Annotated in this window: 16 protein-coding genes; 14 read left to right on the forward strand and 2 right to left on the reverse strand. The window is 68.6% G+C overall.

The genetic code is table 11. The features are described 5' to 3' along the window. The 6 genes from ABL312_RS20555 to ABL312_RS20580 all read left to right on the forward strand — a co-directional run bounded on the left by ABL312_RS20555 (position 1) and on the right by ABL312_RS20580 (position 6,493). On the forward strand, positions 1-1,047 hold the full coding sequence (locus tag ABL312_RS20555; RefSeq protein ID WP_349359262.1) for an ABC transporter substrate-binding protein: 1,047 nt from the start codon (positions 1-3) through the stop codon (positions 1,045-1,047). A gap of 161 nt (positions 1,048-1,208) precedes the next feature. Continuing rightward, positions 1,209-2,033, forward strand: a complete 825-nt coding sequence (locus tag ABL312_RS20560; protein ID WP_349359263.1) for an ABC transporter permease — start codon at positions 1,209-1,211, stop codon at positions 2,031-2,033. Next, positions 2,026-2,829: an ABC transporter permease gene (locus tag ABL312_RS20565; RefSeq protein ID WP_349359264.1), complete on the forward strand. Its 804-nt coding sequence runs from the start codon at positions 2,026-2,028 to the stop codon at positions 2,827-2,829. Before ABL312_RS20560 ends, ABL312_RS20565 begins: the two co-directional genes overlap by 8 nt. 3 nt (positions 2,830-2,832) lie before the next feature. Beyond that, complete coding sequence (locus ABL312_RS20570; RefSeq protein WP_349359265.1) at positions 2,833-3,900, forward strand: ABC transporter ATP-binding protein; 1,068 nt, start codon at positions 2,833-2,835, stop codon at positions 3,898-3,900. 115 nt (positions 3,901-4,015) lie between these two features. After that, positions 4,016-5,449 (forward strand): aminobutyraldehyde dehydrogenase, encoded by a 1,434-nt coding sequence (locus tag ABL312_RS20575; protein ID WP_349359266.1) that lies wholly within the window; start codon positions 4,016-4,018, stop codon positions 5,447-5,449. A gap of 123 nt (positions 5,450-5,572) precedes the next feature. Further along, a complete protein-coding gene (locus ABL312_RS20580; RefSeq protein WP_349359267.1) occupies positions 5,573-6,493 on the forward strand; it encodes a LysR family transcriptional regulator in 921 nt (306 codons plus the stop codon). 7 nt (positions 6,494-6,500) lie between these two features. Here the strand turns inward: ABL312_RS20580 and ABL312_RS20585 are convergent, their stop codons facing one another. Together ABL312_RS20585 and ABL312_RS20590 are read right to left on the reverse strand one after the other, a co-directional pair. Continuing rightward, on the reverse strand, positions 6,501-7,481 hold the full coding sequence (locus tag ABL312_RS20585; RefSeq protein WP_374730159.1) for a cation diffusion facilitator family transporter: 981 nt from the start codon (positions 7,479-7,481) through the stop codon (positions 6,501-6,503). Positions 7,482-7,501: 20 nt separating this feature from the next. Beyond that, a complete protein-coding gene (locus ABL312_RS20590) occupies positions 7,502-8,311 on the reverse strand; it encodes an IclR family transcriptional regulator (RefSeq protein WP_349359268.1) in 810 nt (269 codons plus the stop codon). A 161-nt stretch (positions 8,312-8,472) separates the two neighbouring features. On the opposite strand from ABL312_RS20590, the gene ABL312_RS20595 reads away from it, so the two are divergent. From ABL312_RS20595 to ABL312_RS20630, 8 genes are all read left to right on the forward strand, one after another. Further along, positions 8,473-10,023 (forward strand): M81 family metallopeptidase, encoded by a 1,551-nt coding sequence (locus ABL312_RS20595; RefSeq protein ID WP_349359269.1) that lies wholly within the window; start codon positions 8,473-8,475, stop codon positions 10,021-10,023. Between the two features lie 44 nt (positions 10,024-10,067). Continuing rightward, a complete protein-coding gene (locus ABL312_RS20600) occupies positions 10,068-11,663 on the forward strand; it encodes an ABC transporter substrate-binding protein (RefSeq protein ID WP_349359270.1) in 1,596 nt (531 codons plus the stop codon). A gap of 99 nt (positions 11,664-11,762) precedes the next feature. Next, positions 11,763-12,704, forward strand: a complete 942-nt coding sequence (locus ABL312_RS20605; RefSeq protein WP_349359271.1) for an ABC transporter permease — start codon at positions 11,763-11,765, stop codon at positions 12,702-12,704. A gap of 1 nt (position 12,705) precedes the next feature. After that, a complete protein-coding gene (locus ABL312_RS20610) occupies positions 12,706-13,593 on the forward strand; it encodes an ABC transporter permease (protein WP_349359272.1) in 888 nt (295 codons plus the stop codon). A 1-nt stretch (position 13,594) separates the two neighbouring features. Beyond that, positions 13,595-15,280: an ABC transporter ATP-binding protein gene (locus ABL312_RS20615; RefSeq protein ID WP_349359273.1), complete on the forward strand. Its 1,686-nt coding sequence runs from the start codon at positions 13,595-13,597 to the stop codon at positions 15,278-15,280. Further along, positions 15,277-16,455, forward strand: coding sequence for a M20 aminoacylase family protein (locus tag ABL312_RS20620; RefSeq protein ID WP_349359274.1), 1,179 nt, complete (start codon positions 15,277-15,279; stop codon positions 16,453-16,455). The genes ABL312_RS20615 and ABL312_RS20620 overlap by 4 nt, the downstream gene beginning before the upstream one ends. An 87-nt stretch (positions 16,456-16,542) precedes the next feature. Continuing rightward, on the forward strand, positions 16,543-17,682 hold the full coding sequence (locus ABL312_RS20625) for a M20/M25/M40 family metallo-hydrolase (protein ID WP_349359275.1): 1,140 nt from the start codon (positions 16,543-16,545) through the stop codon (positions 17,680-17,682). Further along, the gene (locus ABL312_RS20630) at positions 17,618-19,243 is read left to right on the forward strand and encodes a gamma-glutamyltransferase (protein WP_349359276.1); all 1,626 of its coding nucleotides are present in this window, start codon (positions 17,618-17,620) and stop codon (positions 19,241-19,243) included. Before ABL312_RS20625 ends, ABL312_RS20630 begins: the two co-directional genes overlap by 65 nt. The last annotated feature ends 23 nt before the right edge of the window (positions 19,244-19,266 follow it).

Below are 19,266 nucleotides of genomic sequence, written 5' to 3' on the forward strand. Positions count from 1 at the left end.
ATGACGTCGAAGAAGACACTTGCCCTTGCCGGCGCCCTTGCCGGGGTGACCGCGCTGACGACCGCCGGCGCGCTTGCCTCCGGCGAAACGCTGACCATCAACTCCTTCGGCGGCGCTTACGAAAAGGCGCATCGCCAGTGCGTCATCACGCCCTTCGAGGAGGCCACCGGCGCGACCGTTCAGGTCGTGACCGCCTATTCGGCCGATGCCTTCGCCCAGCTGCGGGCTCAGAAGGACGCGCCGCAGTTCGACGTGATCCATTTCTCCGGCGGTCAGGAGATCGTCGGCGCCCAGGAAGGCCTGCTGGACCCCATCGACCCGGCCAGCCTGAGCAATGCCGCCGATCTCTACGACTTCGCCAAGGTCAACCTGGAGAAGGGCGAGGGGCCGGCCTATTCCATCGCCGCGATCGGGCTGGTCTACAACACGGAAACCGCCCCCAAGGCGCCGGCCAGCTGGACCGATCTGTTCGACGAGGCCTATGCCGACCACATCGTGCTGACCGACATCTCCAACGGCTACGGGATGCTCGGCTTCCTGATGCTCAACCAGGTGCGCGGCGGAACGTTGGACGACATCCAGCCGGGGCTCGACGCGGTGAGCGAATTGCTCGATAACGGCGCGCTCGTCGTGACGACGTCGCCCGAGATCCAGCAGGAATTCGCCCAGAACGACGCCTGGGTGGCGCCCTATGCCTCCGACTACGCCTTCACCCTGCGCAAGGCGGGCCTTCCGGCGGCCTTCGTGCCGGGCGCGGAAGGCACGCCGGCGAGCTTCATCACCACCAATCTCGTCGCCGGCCGCGACAACCAGGATCTGGCGCTGAAGTTCATCGACATGTCGATCTCGGCCGAGGCGCAGGCCTGTTTCGCGGAAGCCCTGCGCTACTCGCCGACCAACAGGACGGTCGAGCTGAGCGACGAGGTTGCCGCCGACGTCGCCTATGGCGAGGAGGCCGTGGCCGGTCTGCTGCGCTTCGACCCGACGAAGATCGAGGCCAATCGCGCGGCCTGGGTCGACGCCTGGAACCGCACCATCGCGCGCTGACGGCGCGCGGAACCGGATCGCCGCGCACGCCCGCGCGGCGATCCATCTGTGCCTTGCGACGCGGCCCCGCGACGCGGCCGAGACCGAAACCCGGCCGCGCGAGACGGCCGCGCCCAAAAACAACCGCGAAAGACAACCGCGAGACACAACGGGGACGCCGGATGAGCGATCGCGCGGAAAATACCCTTCTGCTCCTGCCCGGGCTGCTGCTTCTGGCGCTTGCCTTCTTCGTGCCCATCGCGCAGATGCTGGTCCTCTCCGTGTCGGGCGAGACCGGCTTCACGCTGGAACATTTCGCCCGCTTCCTCGGCGATCCCTATTATCTCAACGTGCTGTGGCGCACCGTGCGGCTGTCGGTTCTGATCACGCTGATCTGCGTGGCGATCGGCTTTCCGCTGGCCTACATCATGGCCCGCGTCGGCCCGCGCCTTCGGCTGTGGCTGATCGTGCTGGTGATCCTGCCGCTGATGACCAGCGTCGTGGTGCGCACCTTCGGATGGATGGTGCTGCTGAGCCGCTCCGGCCTCGTGCCCGACATTCTGCGCGACCTCGGGCTCGCCGGGCGCAACTTCTCGATCATGCAGACCGAGGCGGCCATCGTCATCGGCATGGTGCAGGTGCTCCTGCCCTTCATGACGCTGTCGATCCTCGGCGTCGTCACCCGCATCGACCCGCGGCTGGAAGAGGCCGCCCGCACTATGGGCTGTTCCTTCCTCAAGAGCCTGCGCACCGTGGTGCTGCCGCTCGCCGTGCCGGGCATCATCGCCGGCTCGCTGCTGGTCTTCACGCTGTCGGCCAGTTCCTTCGTCACGCCGAACCTGCTCGGCGGCGCAAGGATCCAGGTGCTGGCCGCCTCGATCTACCGCTCGGTGACACAGACGCTCGACTGGCCCTTCGCCGCCGCCCAGGCCGTGATCCTCTTCGTCGGCGTGCTGCTGATCCTCGTCCCTTACGCCCGTCTCGCCGGAGGCCGCTCCAATGGTTAGGTCCATCTCGCTGCCGCTGCGCCTCGCGACCATCGTCTTCGTCGTGCTGACGGCGGTGTTCCTGCTGGCCCCGCTCGTCGTGGTGATCGGCGTCTCCGTCTCCGAGAGCCAGTTCATCGCCTTTCCACCCAAGGATTTCTCCTTGCGCTGGTATGAGGCGGTGATCGGGTCCGACGCCTTCGTCGACGCGGCCTGGATCAGCCTGCGCGTCGCCGTGCTGGTGACGCTGACCTCGACGCTGATCGGCGGTGCGGCGGCGATTGCCATCCACCGGCGGGCGCTGCCCTTCTCCGGCGCGCTGGCGACGGTCTTCCTGTCGCCGCTGGTGCTGCCGACGATCATCTACGCCATCGGCATGCTGATGCTGTGGAGCGCGATCTTCGGGCCCGTGTCCATCGTCACGCTGTGGATCAGCCACACGGTGATCACGCTGCCCTATGTGGTGCGCACGACGCTGGCGGTGCTGTCGGAATCCAATCCCTTCCTGGAGGAAGCGGCGCAGACCATGGGGGCGAACCGGTTTCAGCGCCTCTGGCTGGTGGTGGTGCCGCAGTGCCGCCCTGGCCTGATCGCCGGCGCCTTCTTCGCCTTCAACATTTCCTTCGACGAGGCGGTGCTGGCGCTGTTCCTGCGCAAGCCGGGCCTGACGACCCTGCCGGTGCAGATCTACGGCCAGCTCGAGTTCAGCCCCGACCCCTCCGTCGCCGCGGTCTCGACGATCATGATCGCCCTGACCGTCACCCTGATCCTGATCATCGACCGCCTTCTGGGCGTGCAGAAATTCGCGAGTTCCTGACCCATGGCTGATGTGCGCCTGTCCCAGATCAAGAAGTCCTTCGGCCAAGTCGAGGTCCTGCACGGCATCACGCTCGACATCGCCTCGGGCGAGTTCATCAGCCTGCTCGGCGCCTCGGGCTGCGGCAAGACCACCTTGCTGCGCATCGTCGCCGGTCTGGAGGGCGTGACCACCGGCACCGTCGAACTGGCGGGCCGCGACGTCACCAATCTGCCGCCGGAAAAGCGCGACATCGCGATGATGTTCCAGTCCTACGCGCTGCTGCCGCATCTGAGCGTGTCGGAAAACGTCCGGTTTCCCTTGCGCATGCGCAAGATCGGCAGCCGCGAGGAACAGGCGGAGAAGGTGCGCGAGGCGCTGGAGACGGTCCAGCTCGGCCATCTCGGCGACCGCAAGCCGTCGCAGCTTTCGGGCGGGCAGCAGCAGCGCGTGGCGCTGGCCCGCGCCATCGTCTCGCGCCCGCAGGTGCTGTTGCTCGACGAGCCGCTGTCGAACCTCGATGCGCGGCTGCGCGAGGACATGCAGGTGGAACTGGTCGAGATCCACCGTCGTCTCGGGCTGACCTCCATTTTCGTCACCCACGATCAGGAAGAGGCGCTGAGCCTGTCCGACCGGGTGGTGCTGCTCAAGGGCGGCAAGGTGGAGCAGGAGGGCGCGCCGAGCGAGATCTACTCCAATCCGGCGACCGGCTATGCGTCGAGCTTCCTCGGCGCGGCCAACCTGCTTCCCGTCGCGCTCGTGCGCCAGGACGGCACCGCCTTCGCCCGCCTGTCGGATGGGCAGAGCCTGCCGCTGCCCGAACGGCTGTCGGACGCGGTCGACGGCACGCTCGGCGCCGAGGCCACGCTGTCGCTGCGTCAGGAAGACGTGACCATCGTCGAGGAGGGGGGCGGTCAGCTCTCCGGCGAGATCGTGGCGCAGATCTATCTCGGCGCCCGCAGCCGCTACGTGGTGAAAGTCGCGGGCCGGGAACTTCGGGTCCTGACCAGCACGGAAGGGTCCTTCCCCGCCGGTCGGCGCGTGGGCCTGAGCGTCGATCCCGACCGTTTGCGCCTGCTTCCCCCGGAGTGACCCCGCGCGGCCGTGCGCGGCGCGGTCGCGGCTTGAAGTCCTGTCTCCCGCCGCGTCGTGGGCGTGCGGGCCCCTCGTCTTTTTTGTATTTCCTTGCCTTACGGAGTGTCCGGCCATGACCGATTTCGAGACCCGCCTGTTCATCGACGGTGCCTTCGTCGCGGGTGAAGGCGCGATGGAAACCGCCTTCGATCCGGCGCGCGGCACGCCGCTGGCCGAGGTCGCCTCCGCCTCGCGCGGGCAGGTCGACGCGGCGGTGGAGGCGGCGGCGCGCGCCTTCGCCGACTGGCGGCGCACGACGCCGAAGGAGCGCAGCCGCATCCTCTGGGCCATCGCCGACACCATCGAGGCCAACGCGGACGCCCTCGCGCGCGTGGAATCGCTCAATGCCGGCAAGCCGCGCCGCTTCGTGCTGGCCGGAGAACTCGCCAATGTCGCGGATGTCTTCCGCTTCTACGCGACGGCCGTGCGCAACATGCCGGGCATCGCGGCGAACGGCTATCGCTCGGACACGATGACCTCCATGTTGCGCCGCGACCCCATCGGCGTCGTCGCCTCCATCGCACCGTGGAACTATCCGCTGCTGATGGCCGCATGGAAGCTGGCGCCGGCGCTGGCCGCCGGCAACACCGTGGTGATCAAGCCGTCCGAGAACACGCCGCTCAGCCTTATCGCGCTCGCCCGCCTGCTCGAGCCGCTGCTGCCGCGCGGCGCGGTCAACGTGGTGTGCGGCAACGGTCCGGACGTCGGCCAGCATCTGATCTCGCATGACCTTGTGCGCATGATTTCGCTTACCGGCGACGTGCGCACGGGTCGCGCGATCCTGAAGGCCGCCGCCGGTGAGCGCATCAAGCGCACCCATCTGGAGCTCGGCGGCAAGGCGCCGGTGATCGTGCTCAAGGACGCGGATCTCGACGCGGTCGCCGCCACCCTGCGCGAGGCGAGCTTCTACAACGCCGGCCAGGACTGCACGGCCGCCTGCCGTGTGCTGGTGGCGACGGAGGCCGCCGAACCGCTGGCGGAGCGCCTGACGGAGATGGTCGGCAGCCTCGTCTACGGCGAGCCGGAGCGCGACGACGTGGAGTTCGGCCCCGTTATCAGCGCCCGCCAGCAGGAACGCATCGCCGGCTTCGTCGAGCGCGCCCGCGCGGGCGGTGCCGAGATCCTCGCCGGCGGCAGCACGGGCACGGGCGCCGGCTTTTTCCACGAGCCGACGCTGGTGCGCGCGCCGATTGACGCGGAAATCGTGCAGAAGGAAGTCTTCGGCCCGGTGGTGACGCTGACGCCCTTCGAGACGCCGGAGCAGGCGCTCGGCTGGGCCAATGCCTCCGAATACGGTCTGGCGTCCTCGGTGTGGTCGCGCGACGGGCAGGCGGCGATGCGCATCGCAAACGCGCTCGACTATGGCGTCACCTGGATCAACACCCACGGGGTGTTCGCCACAGAGATGCCGCATGGCGGCACCAAGAACTCCGGCTATGGCTCGGACCTGTCGATGCAGTCGCTGCTCGACTACACCCAGGCCCGGCACGTGATGATCGCGTCCTGACGGGCGTCACGGCCGGGCGGAGATCTTCCGTGGCGGGCCCGGGTCCAGTATGTCTCAAGCCCGGGGACGGGGCGCGCGCGCTTGCGGCCCCGACCCCGAGCGACAGCTGAGCGGAACGGCCCCATGCGTCTGGTGGACATGAAGACCTTCGTCGTGCTGGCGCGCAACCGGCACTTCGGGCGCACGGCGCAGGAGCTCAACACCACCCAGCCGGCGATTTCCTCCCGTCTGGCGGCCATCGAGCGCGAGATGGGCGGGCGGCTGGTGAACCGGGGCGATGGCCGGTTCACGCTGACGGCGGACGGCGAGCGGGTGCTCAGGCATTTCGAGGCGGTGCTGAGCGGCATCGACAGTCTTAAGGAAACGCTGGCCGGCGCCGACCACCGCAGCCAGGAACCGCTGCGCCTCGGGGCCATCGATTCGGTGTCCTCGACCTGGCTGCCGCAGCTCATCGACGCGCTGCACCAGCAGTTTCCGGGACTGAAGATCGAGCTGACCGTCGACGGCACCAAGCCGCTCGTCGCCGGCATGCGCAAGGGCGAGTTCGACCTGATCTTCTGTCTGCACCCGGTGCTGGACGAGGGGTTTCGCAGCTACAGCGCCTGCGTCTTCCAGATGAGCTGGGCCGGCTCGCCGACGCTGATCGATCCCGAGCGCGTCTATTCGGTGCGGGCACTCGCCGATCTGCCGATCATCTCCTTTCCCAAGAATTCGCCGCCCTATCAGATGGTCGCGCCCTATTTTCACGACGAACAGGCGCTGGCGTCCAAGCTGACCAGCTGCAATTCGCTGTTCGCGATCATCAACCTGATGATCGACGGCTTCGGCGTCGGGGCCGTGCCGACCGTCACCATCTGGCGGGAGCTGGAGATGGGGCTTCTCAAGACGCTGTCGGTGACGAAACGCTTCCCCGCCATGCAGATCATCGCCTCCTATCAGGCGGGCCTGCGGCAGGACTTCATCGCCCAGGTGGTGCGTCAGGCCAAGCGCAGCGCCGCCGACTATTGCGCCGGCGTGGCCCCCGGCATGGTTTGGATCGACTGACGCGGCTTCAGTCGCCGCAGCGGTCCGCGCCGTAGAGCGGGGCGTCGGCGTGCGGGTGGGTGCGGCGCTCGAACTCCAGGGTCGACCGGGCAATTCCGAAGCGTTGCGCCAGCAGCATCTTGATCTCGGCCTTGACCGGCTCCAGCCGCTCCCAGGCGTCGTCGTCCAGAACGACATGGGTGTCGAGCGCGACGGCGTGTTCCTGCATCTGCCAGAGACGGACCTGATGGACGTCGGCGACGCCGTCGACGGCGCGCAGGGCGGCGATCACCGCGCCGCTGTCGATGTGCGGCGGGCTGCCCAGCATCAGCGTGCGCACCGGTCCGCCGATCTCGGAGCCCGCGAGATAGAGAATGTAGAGCGCGATCAGGAGGGTGAGGGCCGGGTCGACCCAGCGCATGTCGTACAGCAGGATCAGCGCCCCGCCCGCCACGACGGCGACGGAGGACAGGGCATCCGACAGATTGTGCAGGAAGAGCGCGCGGATGTTCACGCTGTCGCGCTGCATCGAATAGGTGAGCAGGGCCGTCAGCGCATCCACGACGAGCGCCACGCCACCGAGCAGGATGACGGTCCAGCCCGCCACTTCGGGCGGGTCCGCAAGCCGCATCGCGCCTTCATAGACGAGATAGAGCCCGACCAGGATCAGCGTGGTGTAGTTGATCAGGGCCGCGACGATCTCGATCCGTCCGTATCCGAAGGTCATGCGCGCGTCGGGCGGGCGCCGCGCGATCCTGCGGGCCGCGAAGGCGATGACCAGCGAGGCCATGTCGGAGAGATTGTGCAGGGCATCGGCGATCAGGGCGAGACTGCCGGACAGCAGGCCGCCGACCACCTGCGCCAGCGTCAGCAGCGCGTTGGCCCAGATGGCGAGCGCCACCCGGCGGTCGCCGCTATGCGGGTCGAGATGCGCATGTCCCCCGTGGTGCGCGTGGTGCTCGCGATGCCCGTGGTCATGGCCCGCATGCCGGTGCGTGTCGTGTGGCAAGTGTTTCTCCGTGTCGCGCCTCACAGGCTGCGCATGATTTCGCGTGCCGCCTCCATCGCGACCGGAGCGGCGGTGCGCGTGAAGTCTTCCGGCGTCCATTCGTGGGTCGAGGCGCCGATATGAATGGCGGCGACCGGCACGCCGTCGCATCTGACGGGGACACCCAGCGCCACCTCGCCGCGCACGAATTCGTCCACGACGACGGCATGTCCGTCGTGGCGGGCGGCGCGCACCCGCGCCAGGATGGTGTCGGGCTCTGTCAATGTCTGCGGCGTATAGGCCGGCAGCTCCGCGTGGCTGAGCAGCCCGCGGACCTCCTCGTCCGTAAGGGCGGAAAGCACCGCCCGCCCGCCGGCGGTGCAGAACAGCGGAACGCTGTGCCCCACGAGCGTGGCGAAGAAGGTCTCGCGCTTGCTCTGCATCCGCAAGGCGTAGATCAGCCGGTGACCGTCGAACAGGCTGAGATCGACGCGCTCGCGGATCGTCTTGCGCAGTTCCAGAAGCACCGGCGTCGCCCGTTGCACGACCGGATCGAGACGCAGCACGTCGAGCGTGTGATCGAGCAGGCGCAGGCCGGGAAGATAGCCGCGGTCATCGAGGCTACGCCGGATGTAACCCAGCTTCATCAGCGTGTGGACCAGCCGCTGGCTGGCGGAGCGGTCGAGACCGGCACGCCGGGCGATCTCGGTCAGGCTGAGCGGACCGTTGCAATGGTGAAAGGCGCTCAGAACCTGCATCGCTCGCGCCGCCGACCGCACGAAGAGGCTGTCGCCCTCCGCCGATGGAAAGGCGATTGCCTCCGACGGATCCGCCCGAAGTGTGCTCTTCAATTTTCTTCCCCCGCTTGACAGGTCCGCGAAAGACAGGTCAGCATGATCGATAATCAATATGATTGTATCGTATATCGATACAGCGCACGAACGACAAGACCTGGCGAACAACAAAAACAATCGCCTTCCAGATCCAGTGCCGTGAACACACGGAGGGGACCATGCGAGTCGCTTTGGCCGGCTTTCTGCATGAAACCAATACCTTTGCCCCGACCCCGGCGGACGGGGAGGCCTTTCGCCATGGCGGAGGTTACATCCCGATGACGCGCGGGGCGGCGCTGCTGTCCGCGGCCCGGGGCGTGAATCTCGGCATCTCGGGCGCGCTCGCGGTGGCGGAGGCGCGCGGCTGGGACAGGGTGCCGGTGCTGTGGACCGGGGCGATCCCCTCCGCCCATGTCACGCGTGCCGCCTATGAGGAGATCGCCGGCGAGATCGTGGACGGGATCGCCCGGGCGGGCCGGCTCGACGGCGTCTTTCTCGACCTGCACGGCGCCATGGTCGCCGAGCATCTGGACGACGGCGAGGGCGAACTGGTGCGCCGCATCCGCGCGGTCGTCGGGCCGCAGGTGCCGATTGCCGCCGCGCTGGATCTCCACGGCAACATTTCAGAGAGCTTCGTCGCGGGCGTGGATGCGCTCGTCGGCTTCCGCACCTATCCGCATGTCGACATGGCGGACACGGGCGCGCGGGCGGCGGAACTCCTGCATGCGATCATGACAAGCGGCGTCCGCCCGGCCAAGGCGATGCGCCGCATGTCCTATCTGGTGCCGATCCCCTTTCAGTCGACGATGATGGCCCCCGGCGACGCGCTCTATGCGGACCTCGACGCGGTCGAGGCCGCCGGGGCGCAATCCGCGTCACTGTTCATGGGGTTCCCGGCCGCCGACATTCCCGATTGCGGTCCGGTGGCGGTGGCGCTGGCCCCGACGCAGGCCGAGGCGGAGCGGGCCGTCGAGCGGATCGCGACCGCCTATGAGGCGGCGGAACCCCGCTTCGCGACCCGCGCGCCCGAGGCCGACGATGCGGTCGCGCAGGCGATCCGGCTGGCGCGGCAAGCCGACGGGCCCGTCGTCATCGCCGATCCCCAGGACAATCCGGGCGCCGGCGGCGTCTCCGCCACCACCGGACTCCTGCGTGCCCTGATCGCGGCGGACGCGCAGGGTGCGGCCATCGGGTTGATCGTCGATCCCCGCGCCGCGCGGCGCGCCCATGAGCTGGGCGTCGGCGCGCGGGCGCGGTTTTCCCTCGGCGGACATCCGGATCTCGCCGACGCGCCGCCGCTCGAGGTGGAGGCGAGCGTCGAGCATCTCGCCGACGGCCGCCTGCATGCGACGGGGCCCTACTACGGCGGCACCCGGCTCGATCTCGGGCCGTCGGCCTGTCTGCGCATCGGCGGCGTGCGGGTGGCGGTCGCAAGCCGTATCGCGCAGATGGCCGACCGGGAGATGTTCCGCATGGTCGGCATCGAGCCGGAGGCGCAGGCCATTCTCGCGGTCAAGAGCGCGACGCATTTCCGCGCCGATTTCGCGCCCGTCGCCGCGCATATCCTCGTCGCGCGGGCGCCCGGGCCGGTGCCGGTCGATCCGGCTGATCTCGCCTTCACGCGCCTGAGACCGGGTCTCAGGCTTTCCCCGCTCGGCCCCGCTTTCGGGGACGCGCGTGCCGCGCCGGCACGCACCGGTCGCGATCCCGTGGTCGCGATCCAAGACTGAAAAAGAAGATCAACTCCAACCAGAGGTTCGAGATGAGCACATACATGAAAGCGTTTATGCCGAAGCGGGCGCTTGCCGCCGCGCTTCTGTCATGCGCCGCCGCCTTCGCGCCGGTATCGACGGCGCAGGCGGAGGACGTGACCGTCACGGCGGTCATGCATTCCGGTCTGCGGGTGCTGGACCCGGTGATCACCACCGCCCACATCACCCGCAACCACGGCTACATGATCTACGACGTGCTGACGGCCGTGGACGAGAACTTCCAGCCGCAGCCGCAGATGGCGGACTGGACGGTGTCCGACGACGGTCTGACCTACACCTTCACCCTGCGCGACGGGCTGATGTTCCATGACGGCGCGCCGGTCACGGGCGCGGATGTGGTGGCCTCGCTGACGCGCTGGGGCAAGCGCGATTCCGGCGGCCAGCTCATCTTCGACGTGACCGAAAGCCTCGAGGCCACGGACGACAAGACCGTCGTGTGGACGCTGTCGGAGCCGTTCCCGCCGCTGATGAACGTGATCTCCAAGCAGTCGGCCGTGCCGCCCTTCATCATGCCGGCGCGCGTCGCCGCCACCTCGCCCGACGAGACCATCACCGAATACATCGGCTCCGGCCCCTTCGTCTTCGTCACGGACGAGTATGAGCCCGGCGTCTCGGTGACCTACGAGAAGTTCGACGACTACGTGCCGCGCGAGGAGGAGCCGTCCTGGATGGCCGGCGGCAAGCGCGTCAACGTCGACCGCGTGGTGTGGACGACCATGCCCGACAGCCTGACCGCGATCAACGCGCTGGCCGCCGGCGAGATCGACTATCTCGAGCAGGTGCAGATCGACCTGCTGCCGATTCTCGACAGCGCGCCCGACGTCACCGTCGAACAGCGCGATCCGCTCGGCTATGTGACCATCGGCCGGCCGAACTTCCTGCATCCGCCCTTCGACAACAAGAAGATCCGCCAGGCCGCGCTCTACGCGCTCAGCCAGCAGGATGTGCTCGCCACCATGATGAGCCGCGAGGAGTACTACAACATCTGCGGCGCGATCTTCGGCTGCAACACGCCGCTCGGCGACGAGTCGGGCGCGGAGCCGATCACCGCCGGTGCGCAGCCGGACAAGGCGAAGGCGCTGCTCGAGGAGGCGGGCTATGACGGCACCCCGATCGTGCTGATGCAACCGACCGACGTGGTGTCGCTGACCAACCAGCCCGTGGTCGCGGCCCAGGCGCTGCGCGAGGCCGGCTTCAACGTCGACATGCAGCCCATGGACTGGCAGTCGGTGGTCCAGCGTCGCGCCCAGCAGAACCCGCCGAGCGACGGCGGCTGGAACATCTTCTTCACCAACTGGATGGTGCCGGAGGTGTCCGACCCGCTGATCAACGTCATGGTCAACGGACGCGGCGACGATGCGTGGTTCGGCTGGCCGACCGACCCGCGGATCGAGGAACTGCGGGCCGAGTTCGTCAAGGCGGCCGACGATGCCGGGCGCAAGGCCGTCGCCGTCGAGATCCAGAAGCATGTGATGGACAACGTCAATTACATCCATCTGGGCGAATACAAGATGCCCCAGGCACGGCGCAACACGATCCAGGGCATCCTGCCGACCCCGGTTCCCGTGTTCTGGAACGTGACGAAGAGCGCGGAGTGATCCGCCACCCGGGGGCGCGCCAGCGCGCCCCCGGTCCCGCGCGCGCGCGCGCCCCGCGCGTGTTTCGCGTCCAAGACCGTCCGGATAAGGCACACGTCCATGCTCGGCTATATTCTCAAGCGGGTGCTCGCGACGATACCGGTCATGGTGATCGTCGCCGTCTTCGTCTTTCTGCTCCTGCGCCTGACCCCCGGCGACCCGGCCGCGATCCTCGCCGGCGACGCCGCGACGCCCGCCCAGCTGGAGCGGATCCGCGACCGGCTCGGGCTCAACGATCCGCTCTATGTGCAGTTCGTCACCTGGGTGGGGCAGTTGCTGCGCGGCGACCTCGGCACCTCGCTGATCTCCAACACCTCCGTGTCGGGCATGATCGGCGCCAGGCTGGGTCCGACGATCAACATCGCGCTGATGACCATCGTCATTTCCGTGGCGCTGGCCGTGCCGATGGGCGTGATTGCCGCCTGGCGGCACAAGAGCTGGGTGGACTTCCTGGTGATGTCCTTCTCGGTGCTGGGCTTCTCTGTGCCGGTCTTCGTCATCGGCTACATCCTGATCCAGATCTTCGCCATCGATCTGCGCTGGGTTCCGGTGCAGGGCTACCGACCGCCCTCGGACGGCATCGGTGCCTTCTTCTCCCGCGCGATCCTGCCCTCGCTGACGCTCGCAACGATCTATGTCGCGCTGATCGCGCGCATGACCCGCGCCTCGATGCTGGAGGTGCTCGGCGAGGACTACATCCGCACCGCCCGCGCCAAGGGGGTGCGCGAGAACGTGGTGCTGTTCCGCCACGCGCTGCGCAATGCCGCCGTGCCCATCCTGACCATCATCGGCACCGGCTTCGCGCTGCTGATCTCCGGCGTCGTCGTGACCGAAAGCGTGTTCAACATCCCCGGCATCGGCCGGCTGACCGTGGATGCGATCCTGGCCCGCGACTATCCGGTGATCCAGGCGATGATCCTGCTGACGGCGGGCATCTACGTGGTCGTGAACCTGCTGGTCGACATCTCCTATTCCTTTTTCGACCCGAGGATCCGCTACTGACATGGCCGAGACAACTCCCTCCCGCCACAGCGCGTTTCAGGTCCTCACTGGCCTCTTCTCGCTGCCCGCCGGGGCGCGGCTCGGCATCGGCCCGGCGATTGCCGCGGCGGTGCTCGTCGCCATCGTCCTGGCCTCGCTGTTCGCGCCGCTCTACGTGCCCTACGATCCGCTGTCGATGAACTCGATGATGCGGCTGAAGCCACCGTCGGACGCGCATCTGCTGGGCACCGATCCCTTCGGCCGCGACATCTTCAGCCGGGTCATGACCGGCGGCCGCGTGTCGCTGCTGATCGGCATCGGCGCGGCGGTGACCAGCGTCGTGATCGGTCTGGCGATCGGTCTTGTCGCGGGCTTCTTCCGCACCGCCGACGACATCATCATGCGCATCATGGACAGTCTGATGGCCATTCCGGCGATCCTGCTGGCCATTGCGCTGGTCGCGCTCAACGGGCCGAGCCTCGGCTCGGTGATCATCGCCATCACCGTGCCGGAGGTGCCGCGCGTGGTGCGTCTGGTGCGCTCGGTGGTGCTGTCGGCGCGCGAGGAACCCTATGTGGAGGCGGCCATCGCACTGGGCTCCTCCATGCCGAAGATCCTGGTGCAGCACCTGTTGCCCAACACGCTGGCGCCGCTGATCGTGCAGGGCACCTACATCTGCGCCTCAGCGATCCTGATCGAGGCGATCCTGAGCTTCCTCGGCGCCGGCGTCTCCACGGAGATCCCCACCTGGGGCAACATCATGGCCGAGGGGCGCAGCTACTTCCAGATCAAGCCCGGCCTGATCTTCTGGCCCGGCCTGCTGTTGTCGCTGTGCATCCTGTCGATCAACCTCCTGGGCGACACCGCGCGCGATCTGCTCGATCCGCGCATGAAGAAGCGGGAAGGCTGAAATGCAGTTCAAGCAACGCGATTTCGCGCAAGCCCCCCGGGTTCTGACCATCCGCGACCTGAAGGTCGGCCTCGTCGGCCGGCCGGACGCCCAGCCGGTGCTGAACGGCATCGACCTCGACATCCGCGCCGGCGAGACCCATTGCCTCGTCGGCGAGAGCGGGTCGGGAAAATCCGTCACCTCGCTCGCCGCGATGGGCCTGCTGCCGAAGGGCGCGCTCGCCGTGACGGGCGGGCGCATCGCCCTCGACGATTTCGAGATCACCACGGCAACGCCGGCCCAGATGCGCGATCTGCGCGCCAGGCGCATGTCGATGATCTTCCAGGAACCGATGACGGCGCTCAACCCGGTCCTGCGTGTCGGCGATCAGATCGAGGAAGTGCTCAAGATGCACACCGATCTGTCGCCGGCCGAGACGCGCGAGCGCACGCTCGACATCATGGATCAGGTGCATCTTCCCGACGTGAAGCGCATCTATGCCTCCTATCCCTATCAGCTGTCGGGCGGGCAGCGGCAGCGCATCATGATCGCCATGGCGCTGGTGCTCGATCCCGCGCTGCTGATCGCCGACGAGCCGACCACCGCGCTCGACGTGACCACCCAGCTCCAGATCCTCAAGCTGATCGAGGAGATGCAGGAGGCGCATGGCACGGCGGTGCTGTTCATCACCCACGACATGGGCGTGGTGGCGGAGATCGCCGACACGGTGAGCGTCATGCAGGCCGGCACCATCGTGGAAACCGCCCCGATCCGCGAGCTCTTGAGCCAGCCGAAGGAAGACTACACCCGCAAGCTGCTGACGGCCGTGCCCAATCTCACGCCGCGGCCGGCGCGCCCGTCCACGGCGGACCGCCGCGTGCTGGACGTGGAGAAACTCGACAAGACCTATGGCGGCGGCGGGATCTTCCGGCGCAGGGAGGGCGTGCCGGCGGCCCGCGACGTCACCTTCGCCATCGACGCGGGGCGCACGCTCGGCATCGTCGGCGAAAGCGGCTCGGGCAAGTCCACCGTGGCGCGCTGCATCATGCGGCTGATCGACCCGAGCGGCGGCGAGGTCACCATCGCCGGCTCGGAGATCTCCCGCCTGTCGCGCCGCCAGCTCCAGCCGCACCGGCGCCACTTCCAGATCGTGTTTCAGGATCCCTACCGCTCGCTCAATCCGCGCTGGACCGTCGGCCGCAGCCTGTGCGAGGGGCCGATCAACTTCGGCACGCCGAAGGCGGAGGCGATGGAGCATGCCGCCGAACTGATGGATCTGGTGAGCCTGCCGCGCGATGCGCTGCAGCGCTATCCGCACCAGTTCTCCGGCGGCCAGCGCCAGCGCATCGCCATCGCCCGCGCGGTGGCGATGAGGCCCGACCTGCTCGTCGCCGACGAGGCGGTCTCCGCCCTCGACGTCAGCGTCCAGGCCCAGGTGCTCGACCTGCTCGACGAGGTGCAGGAGACCTTCGGCATCGCCATGCTGTTCATCACCCACGACCTGCGCGTCGCCGCGCAGATCTGCGACGAGGTGGTGGTGATGCAAAAGGGCCGGGTCGTCGAGAAGGGTCCCGCCGGCGAGGTTCTGTCCCGTCCCTCCCATGCCTATACGCGCAGCCTGATCGAGGCGGCGCCTGGCCGGCACTGGGATTTCGCAAACTTCCGGCCCGTCGAGGCGGCGGCCGGTGTGTCAGGAGGTGTCGCATGAGTGTCATTCCCAGCATCCAGGCCTTCGCGGAGGATCTCACGGAGATCCGCCGCGACCTGCACGCCCATCCCGAACTCGGCTTCGAGGAGACCCGCACCGCCGGGATCGTCGCGGCGAAACTGCGCGAGTACGGCGTCGACGAGGTGCATGAGGGGCTCGGCGGCACCGGCGTCGTCGCCCTCATCAAGGGCAAGGGCGGCGGCAACCGGCGGATCGGCCTGCGCGCCGACATGGACGCGCTGCCCATCGAGGAAACCTCCGGCGTGCCCTATGCCTCGCGCAATCCCGGGCGCATGCACGCCTGCGGCCACGACGGTCACACGACCATGCTGCTCGGCGCGGCGCGCCATCTGGCCGCGACGCGCGATTTCGACGGCACGGCGGTGCTGGTCTTCCAGCCGGCGGAAGAGGGGCTTGGCGGCGCCCGGCGGATGATCGCCGACGGGCTCTTCGAGCAGTTCCCCTGCGACGAGATCTACGGCATGCACAACGACCCCAACGCGGAGCCGGGGACCGTCACCGTGACGCCGGGTCCCGCGATGGCGGGAGCGAGCTTCTTCGACATCACGGTGCGCGGCACGGGCAGCCATGCCGCCATGCCGCACCAGTCGCGCGACCCGATCGTCGCCGCGACCGCGCTGGTGCAGCAGATCCAGACGGTGGTGAGCCGCAACGCGCCGCCGACCAAGCCGCTGGTCGTCTCGGTGACGACCATCAACGCGGGCAGCGCCTACAATGTGGTGCCGGACCGCGCGACGATCAGCGGCACGATCCGCTACTTCCACGACGACGTGATCGCCATGGCCGAACAGCGCATGCGCGATCTCTGCGCCGGACTGGCGCAGGCGCATGGCGTGGAGATCGATGTCGACCTGCGCAACGTCTTCGACGTGCTGATGAACGATCCGGAGCTGTCGGAGGCCTATGTGGCGGCGGCCCGCGACGTGGTCGGCGCCGACAACGCCACTCTGACGAACGATCAGATGACCGGCTCGGAGGACTTCGCCGACATGCTCAAGGTGGTGCCCGGGGCCTATTGCCGGGTCGGCCACGCCGGCAATGTGCCGCTGCACAATCCGGCCTTCGTGCTGGACGACGACATCCTGCCGGTCGGGGCCTCGGTCTACGCGCGCATCGTCGAGACCCGCCTGCCGCGCGAGGGCACAGCCGGCTGATTTCGCCGGCGCCGTCGCGCTGTTCTTCTTCGAGGATTTTCAGACACCGCCGGGCACTCCGCCCGGCGGACACGGGAGGTTTTTGCCATGACCGACGTTCTTTCCCTGCCCTTCGACACCGAGGAGATGATCGCGGGCCTCAAGCCCTGGATCGAGACCGAAAGCCCGACCTTCGACGCCGCCGCCGTCAACCGGATGATGGATCTGGTGCAATACGAGATGGCGGCGATGGGCGCGCGGGTGGAGCGCATTCCGGGCCGGCTGGGGCTCGGCGATTCCGTGCGCGCGACCATGCCGCATCCGCGCGCCGGCGAGGGCGGTATTCTGCTGCTCGGCCACATGGACACCGTCCACCCGCTCGGCACGCTGGACGTTCTGCCCTTCCGCCGCGAGGGCGACGTCTGCTACGGCCCCGGCCTGATGGACATGAAGGGCGGCAACTACGTCTATCTCGACGCGCTGCGAAAGATCCTCGCCGCCGGCATCGAGACGCCGCTGCCGGTGACGGTGCTGTTCACGCCCGACGAGGAGATCGGCACGCCGGCCACGCGCGACCTGATCGAGACGGAGGCGAAGCGTCACAAATACATTCTCGTGCCCGAGCCGGCGCGGCCCGACGGCGGCGCGGTGATCGGCCGCTATGCGATTGCGCGCTTCAATCTCCAGGCGCGCGGACGGCCGAGCCATGCCGGCTGGCAATTGTCGGAAGGCCGCTCGGCGATCGCCGAGATGGCGCGCAAGGTCGCCGAGATCGAGGGCATGACCACGGAGGATTGCACCTTCTCCGTCGGCGTCTTCCATGCCGGGCAATGGGTCAACTGCGTCTCCTCCGTGTGCGACGCGGAGGTGCTGACCATGGCCAAGACCCAGGCGCTTCTCGACGAGGGCGTGGCGCGGATGATGGCGCTCGGCACCGACGAGGGCGAGGTGACGCTTGAGGTGCGCCGGGGCGTGACGCGGCCCGTCTGGGAGCCGGATCAGCCCGGCACGATGGAGATGCTGGCGCTTGCCCGCGAGGTCGCCGGCGAGATCGGCTTCGAGATCAGCGCGGCCTCAGCCGGCGGCGGGTCGGACGGCAATTTCACCGGCCATCTCGGCCTGCCGACGCTCGACAGCATCGGCGTGCGGGGCAAGGGCCTGCATACGCTCGGCGAGCACATCTATGTCGACAGTCTGGTGGAGCGCGCGCGTCTCGCCGCCGGTCTCTACTGCCGGCTGGGGGCCTGACATGTCGCGGGCCCTGTCGCGGTCGATGGAGATCCGCAAGCATGTCGTCACCACGCCTCACGGCGTGGTCGCGGCGCAGCACCGGCAGGCGGCCGAGGCCGGGGCGGAGGTTCTGCGCGCCGGCGGCGACGCGGTGGATGCGGCGGTCGCCTGCGGCTTCGTCTGCGGCGTGCTGGAACCGTGGATGTCGGGCCCCGCCGGCGGCGGCGGCGCGATCCACTGGCGCGCCGACACCGGCGAGGCGCATGCGCTCAATTTCGGCATGCGCGCGCCCGATGGCTTGAAGGTCGAGGACTTCCCGCTGTCGGGCGAGGGGGTCGCCGGCGACCTCTTTCCCTGGGAGCGGGTGGTCGAGGACCGCAACGTGCTCGGTGCCAAGGCCGTCGCCGTTCCTTGCGTCACCGACGGCCACGCGGCGGCGCATCGCCGCTGGGGCCGTCTGCCCTGGCGCGATCTGCTAGCCCCCGCCATCGCGCACGCCCGGGAGGGCATGGCGGTCGACTGGTATGCGGCGCTGGTCATTGCCAGCGCCACGCGCGATCTGGCGCGCGACCCCGACGCGGCGGCGCTGTTCCTGCTCGACGGCCAGTGGCCGCGCCCCTGTCCCTGGACGGCCACGGTCGAGGATCGCCTCGACCAGTCGCGCATGGCCGACAGTCTCGACAGTCTGGCCCGGGACGGCGCCGAGGCCCTGCACGGCGGCGATCTCGGAGATGCAATGGCGCGCGATATCCGCGACAAGGGCGGATATCTGACGCGCGAGGATCTGGAAACGACCCGCGCGCGGTTCGAAACGCCGCTCGCGGTGCCCTACCGGGACGCGCTGTTTCACGTCCTTCCCGGTCTGACGGCCGGGCCGACCTTCGCCCACGCCATGGAACGCCTGTCGCATGAAACGCCGACCACACCCGATGACGCGTGCCCGGCGCATGCGCGCGCCCTGCGGTCCGCCTATCGCGCGCGCCTGTCGGGCATGGGCGCGGATGGCGAAATCCCCGAGGCGCCGGGCTCGACGACGCATTTCTCCGTCGTCGACCGTGACGGCAACATGGTCGCCCACACCCAGACGCTGCTGTCGCTCTTCGGCGCGCGGGTGGTCTCGCCCTCCACCGGGTTCCTGATGAACAACGGCATCATGTGGTTCGATCCGGTTCAGGGGCGGCCCAATTCGCTCGGGCCGGGCAAGCCGTGCCTGATGAACGTCTGCCCGGCCATCGGGGCGGCGGGGGATCGCCGCATCGCGCTGGGCGCGTCGGGCGGGCGCAAGATCGTTTCGGCGGTCGTGCAGATGGCCTCCTTCTTCGCCGATTTCGGACTGGATCTTGAGGAGATCTTCCACCGCCCGCGCATCGACGTCTCGGGCGGACCCGGCATCGTCGCCGACGCTGCCCTGCCCGAGCCGGTGATGGCGGCGCTTCGCGCGGTGGCGGAGGTCACGCCCGTGCGCCGCTCGCTGTTTCCCTATCCCTTCGCCTGTCCGGTGGCGGTGCTGGAAGACGCCGCCGGGCGCCACGGCATGAGCGAGATCATGTCCGCCTGGGGGGATGCGGTCGCCGAGTAGCGCGATTGGCCTGTGAAGAAGCC

This window comes from Stappia sp. (genome assembly GCF_040110915.1).
GTDB lineage: Bacteria > Pseudomonadota > Alphaproteobacteria > Rhizobiales > Stappiaceae > Stappia.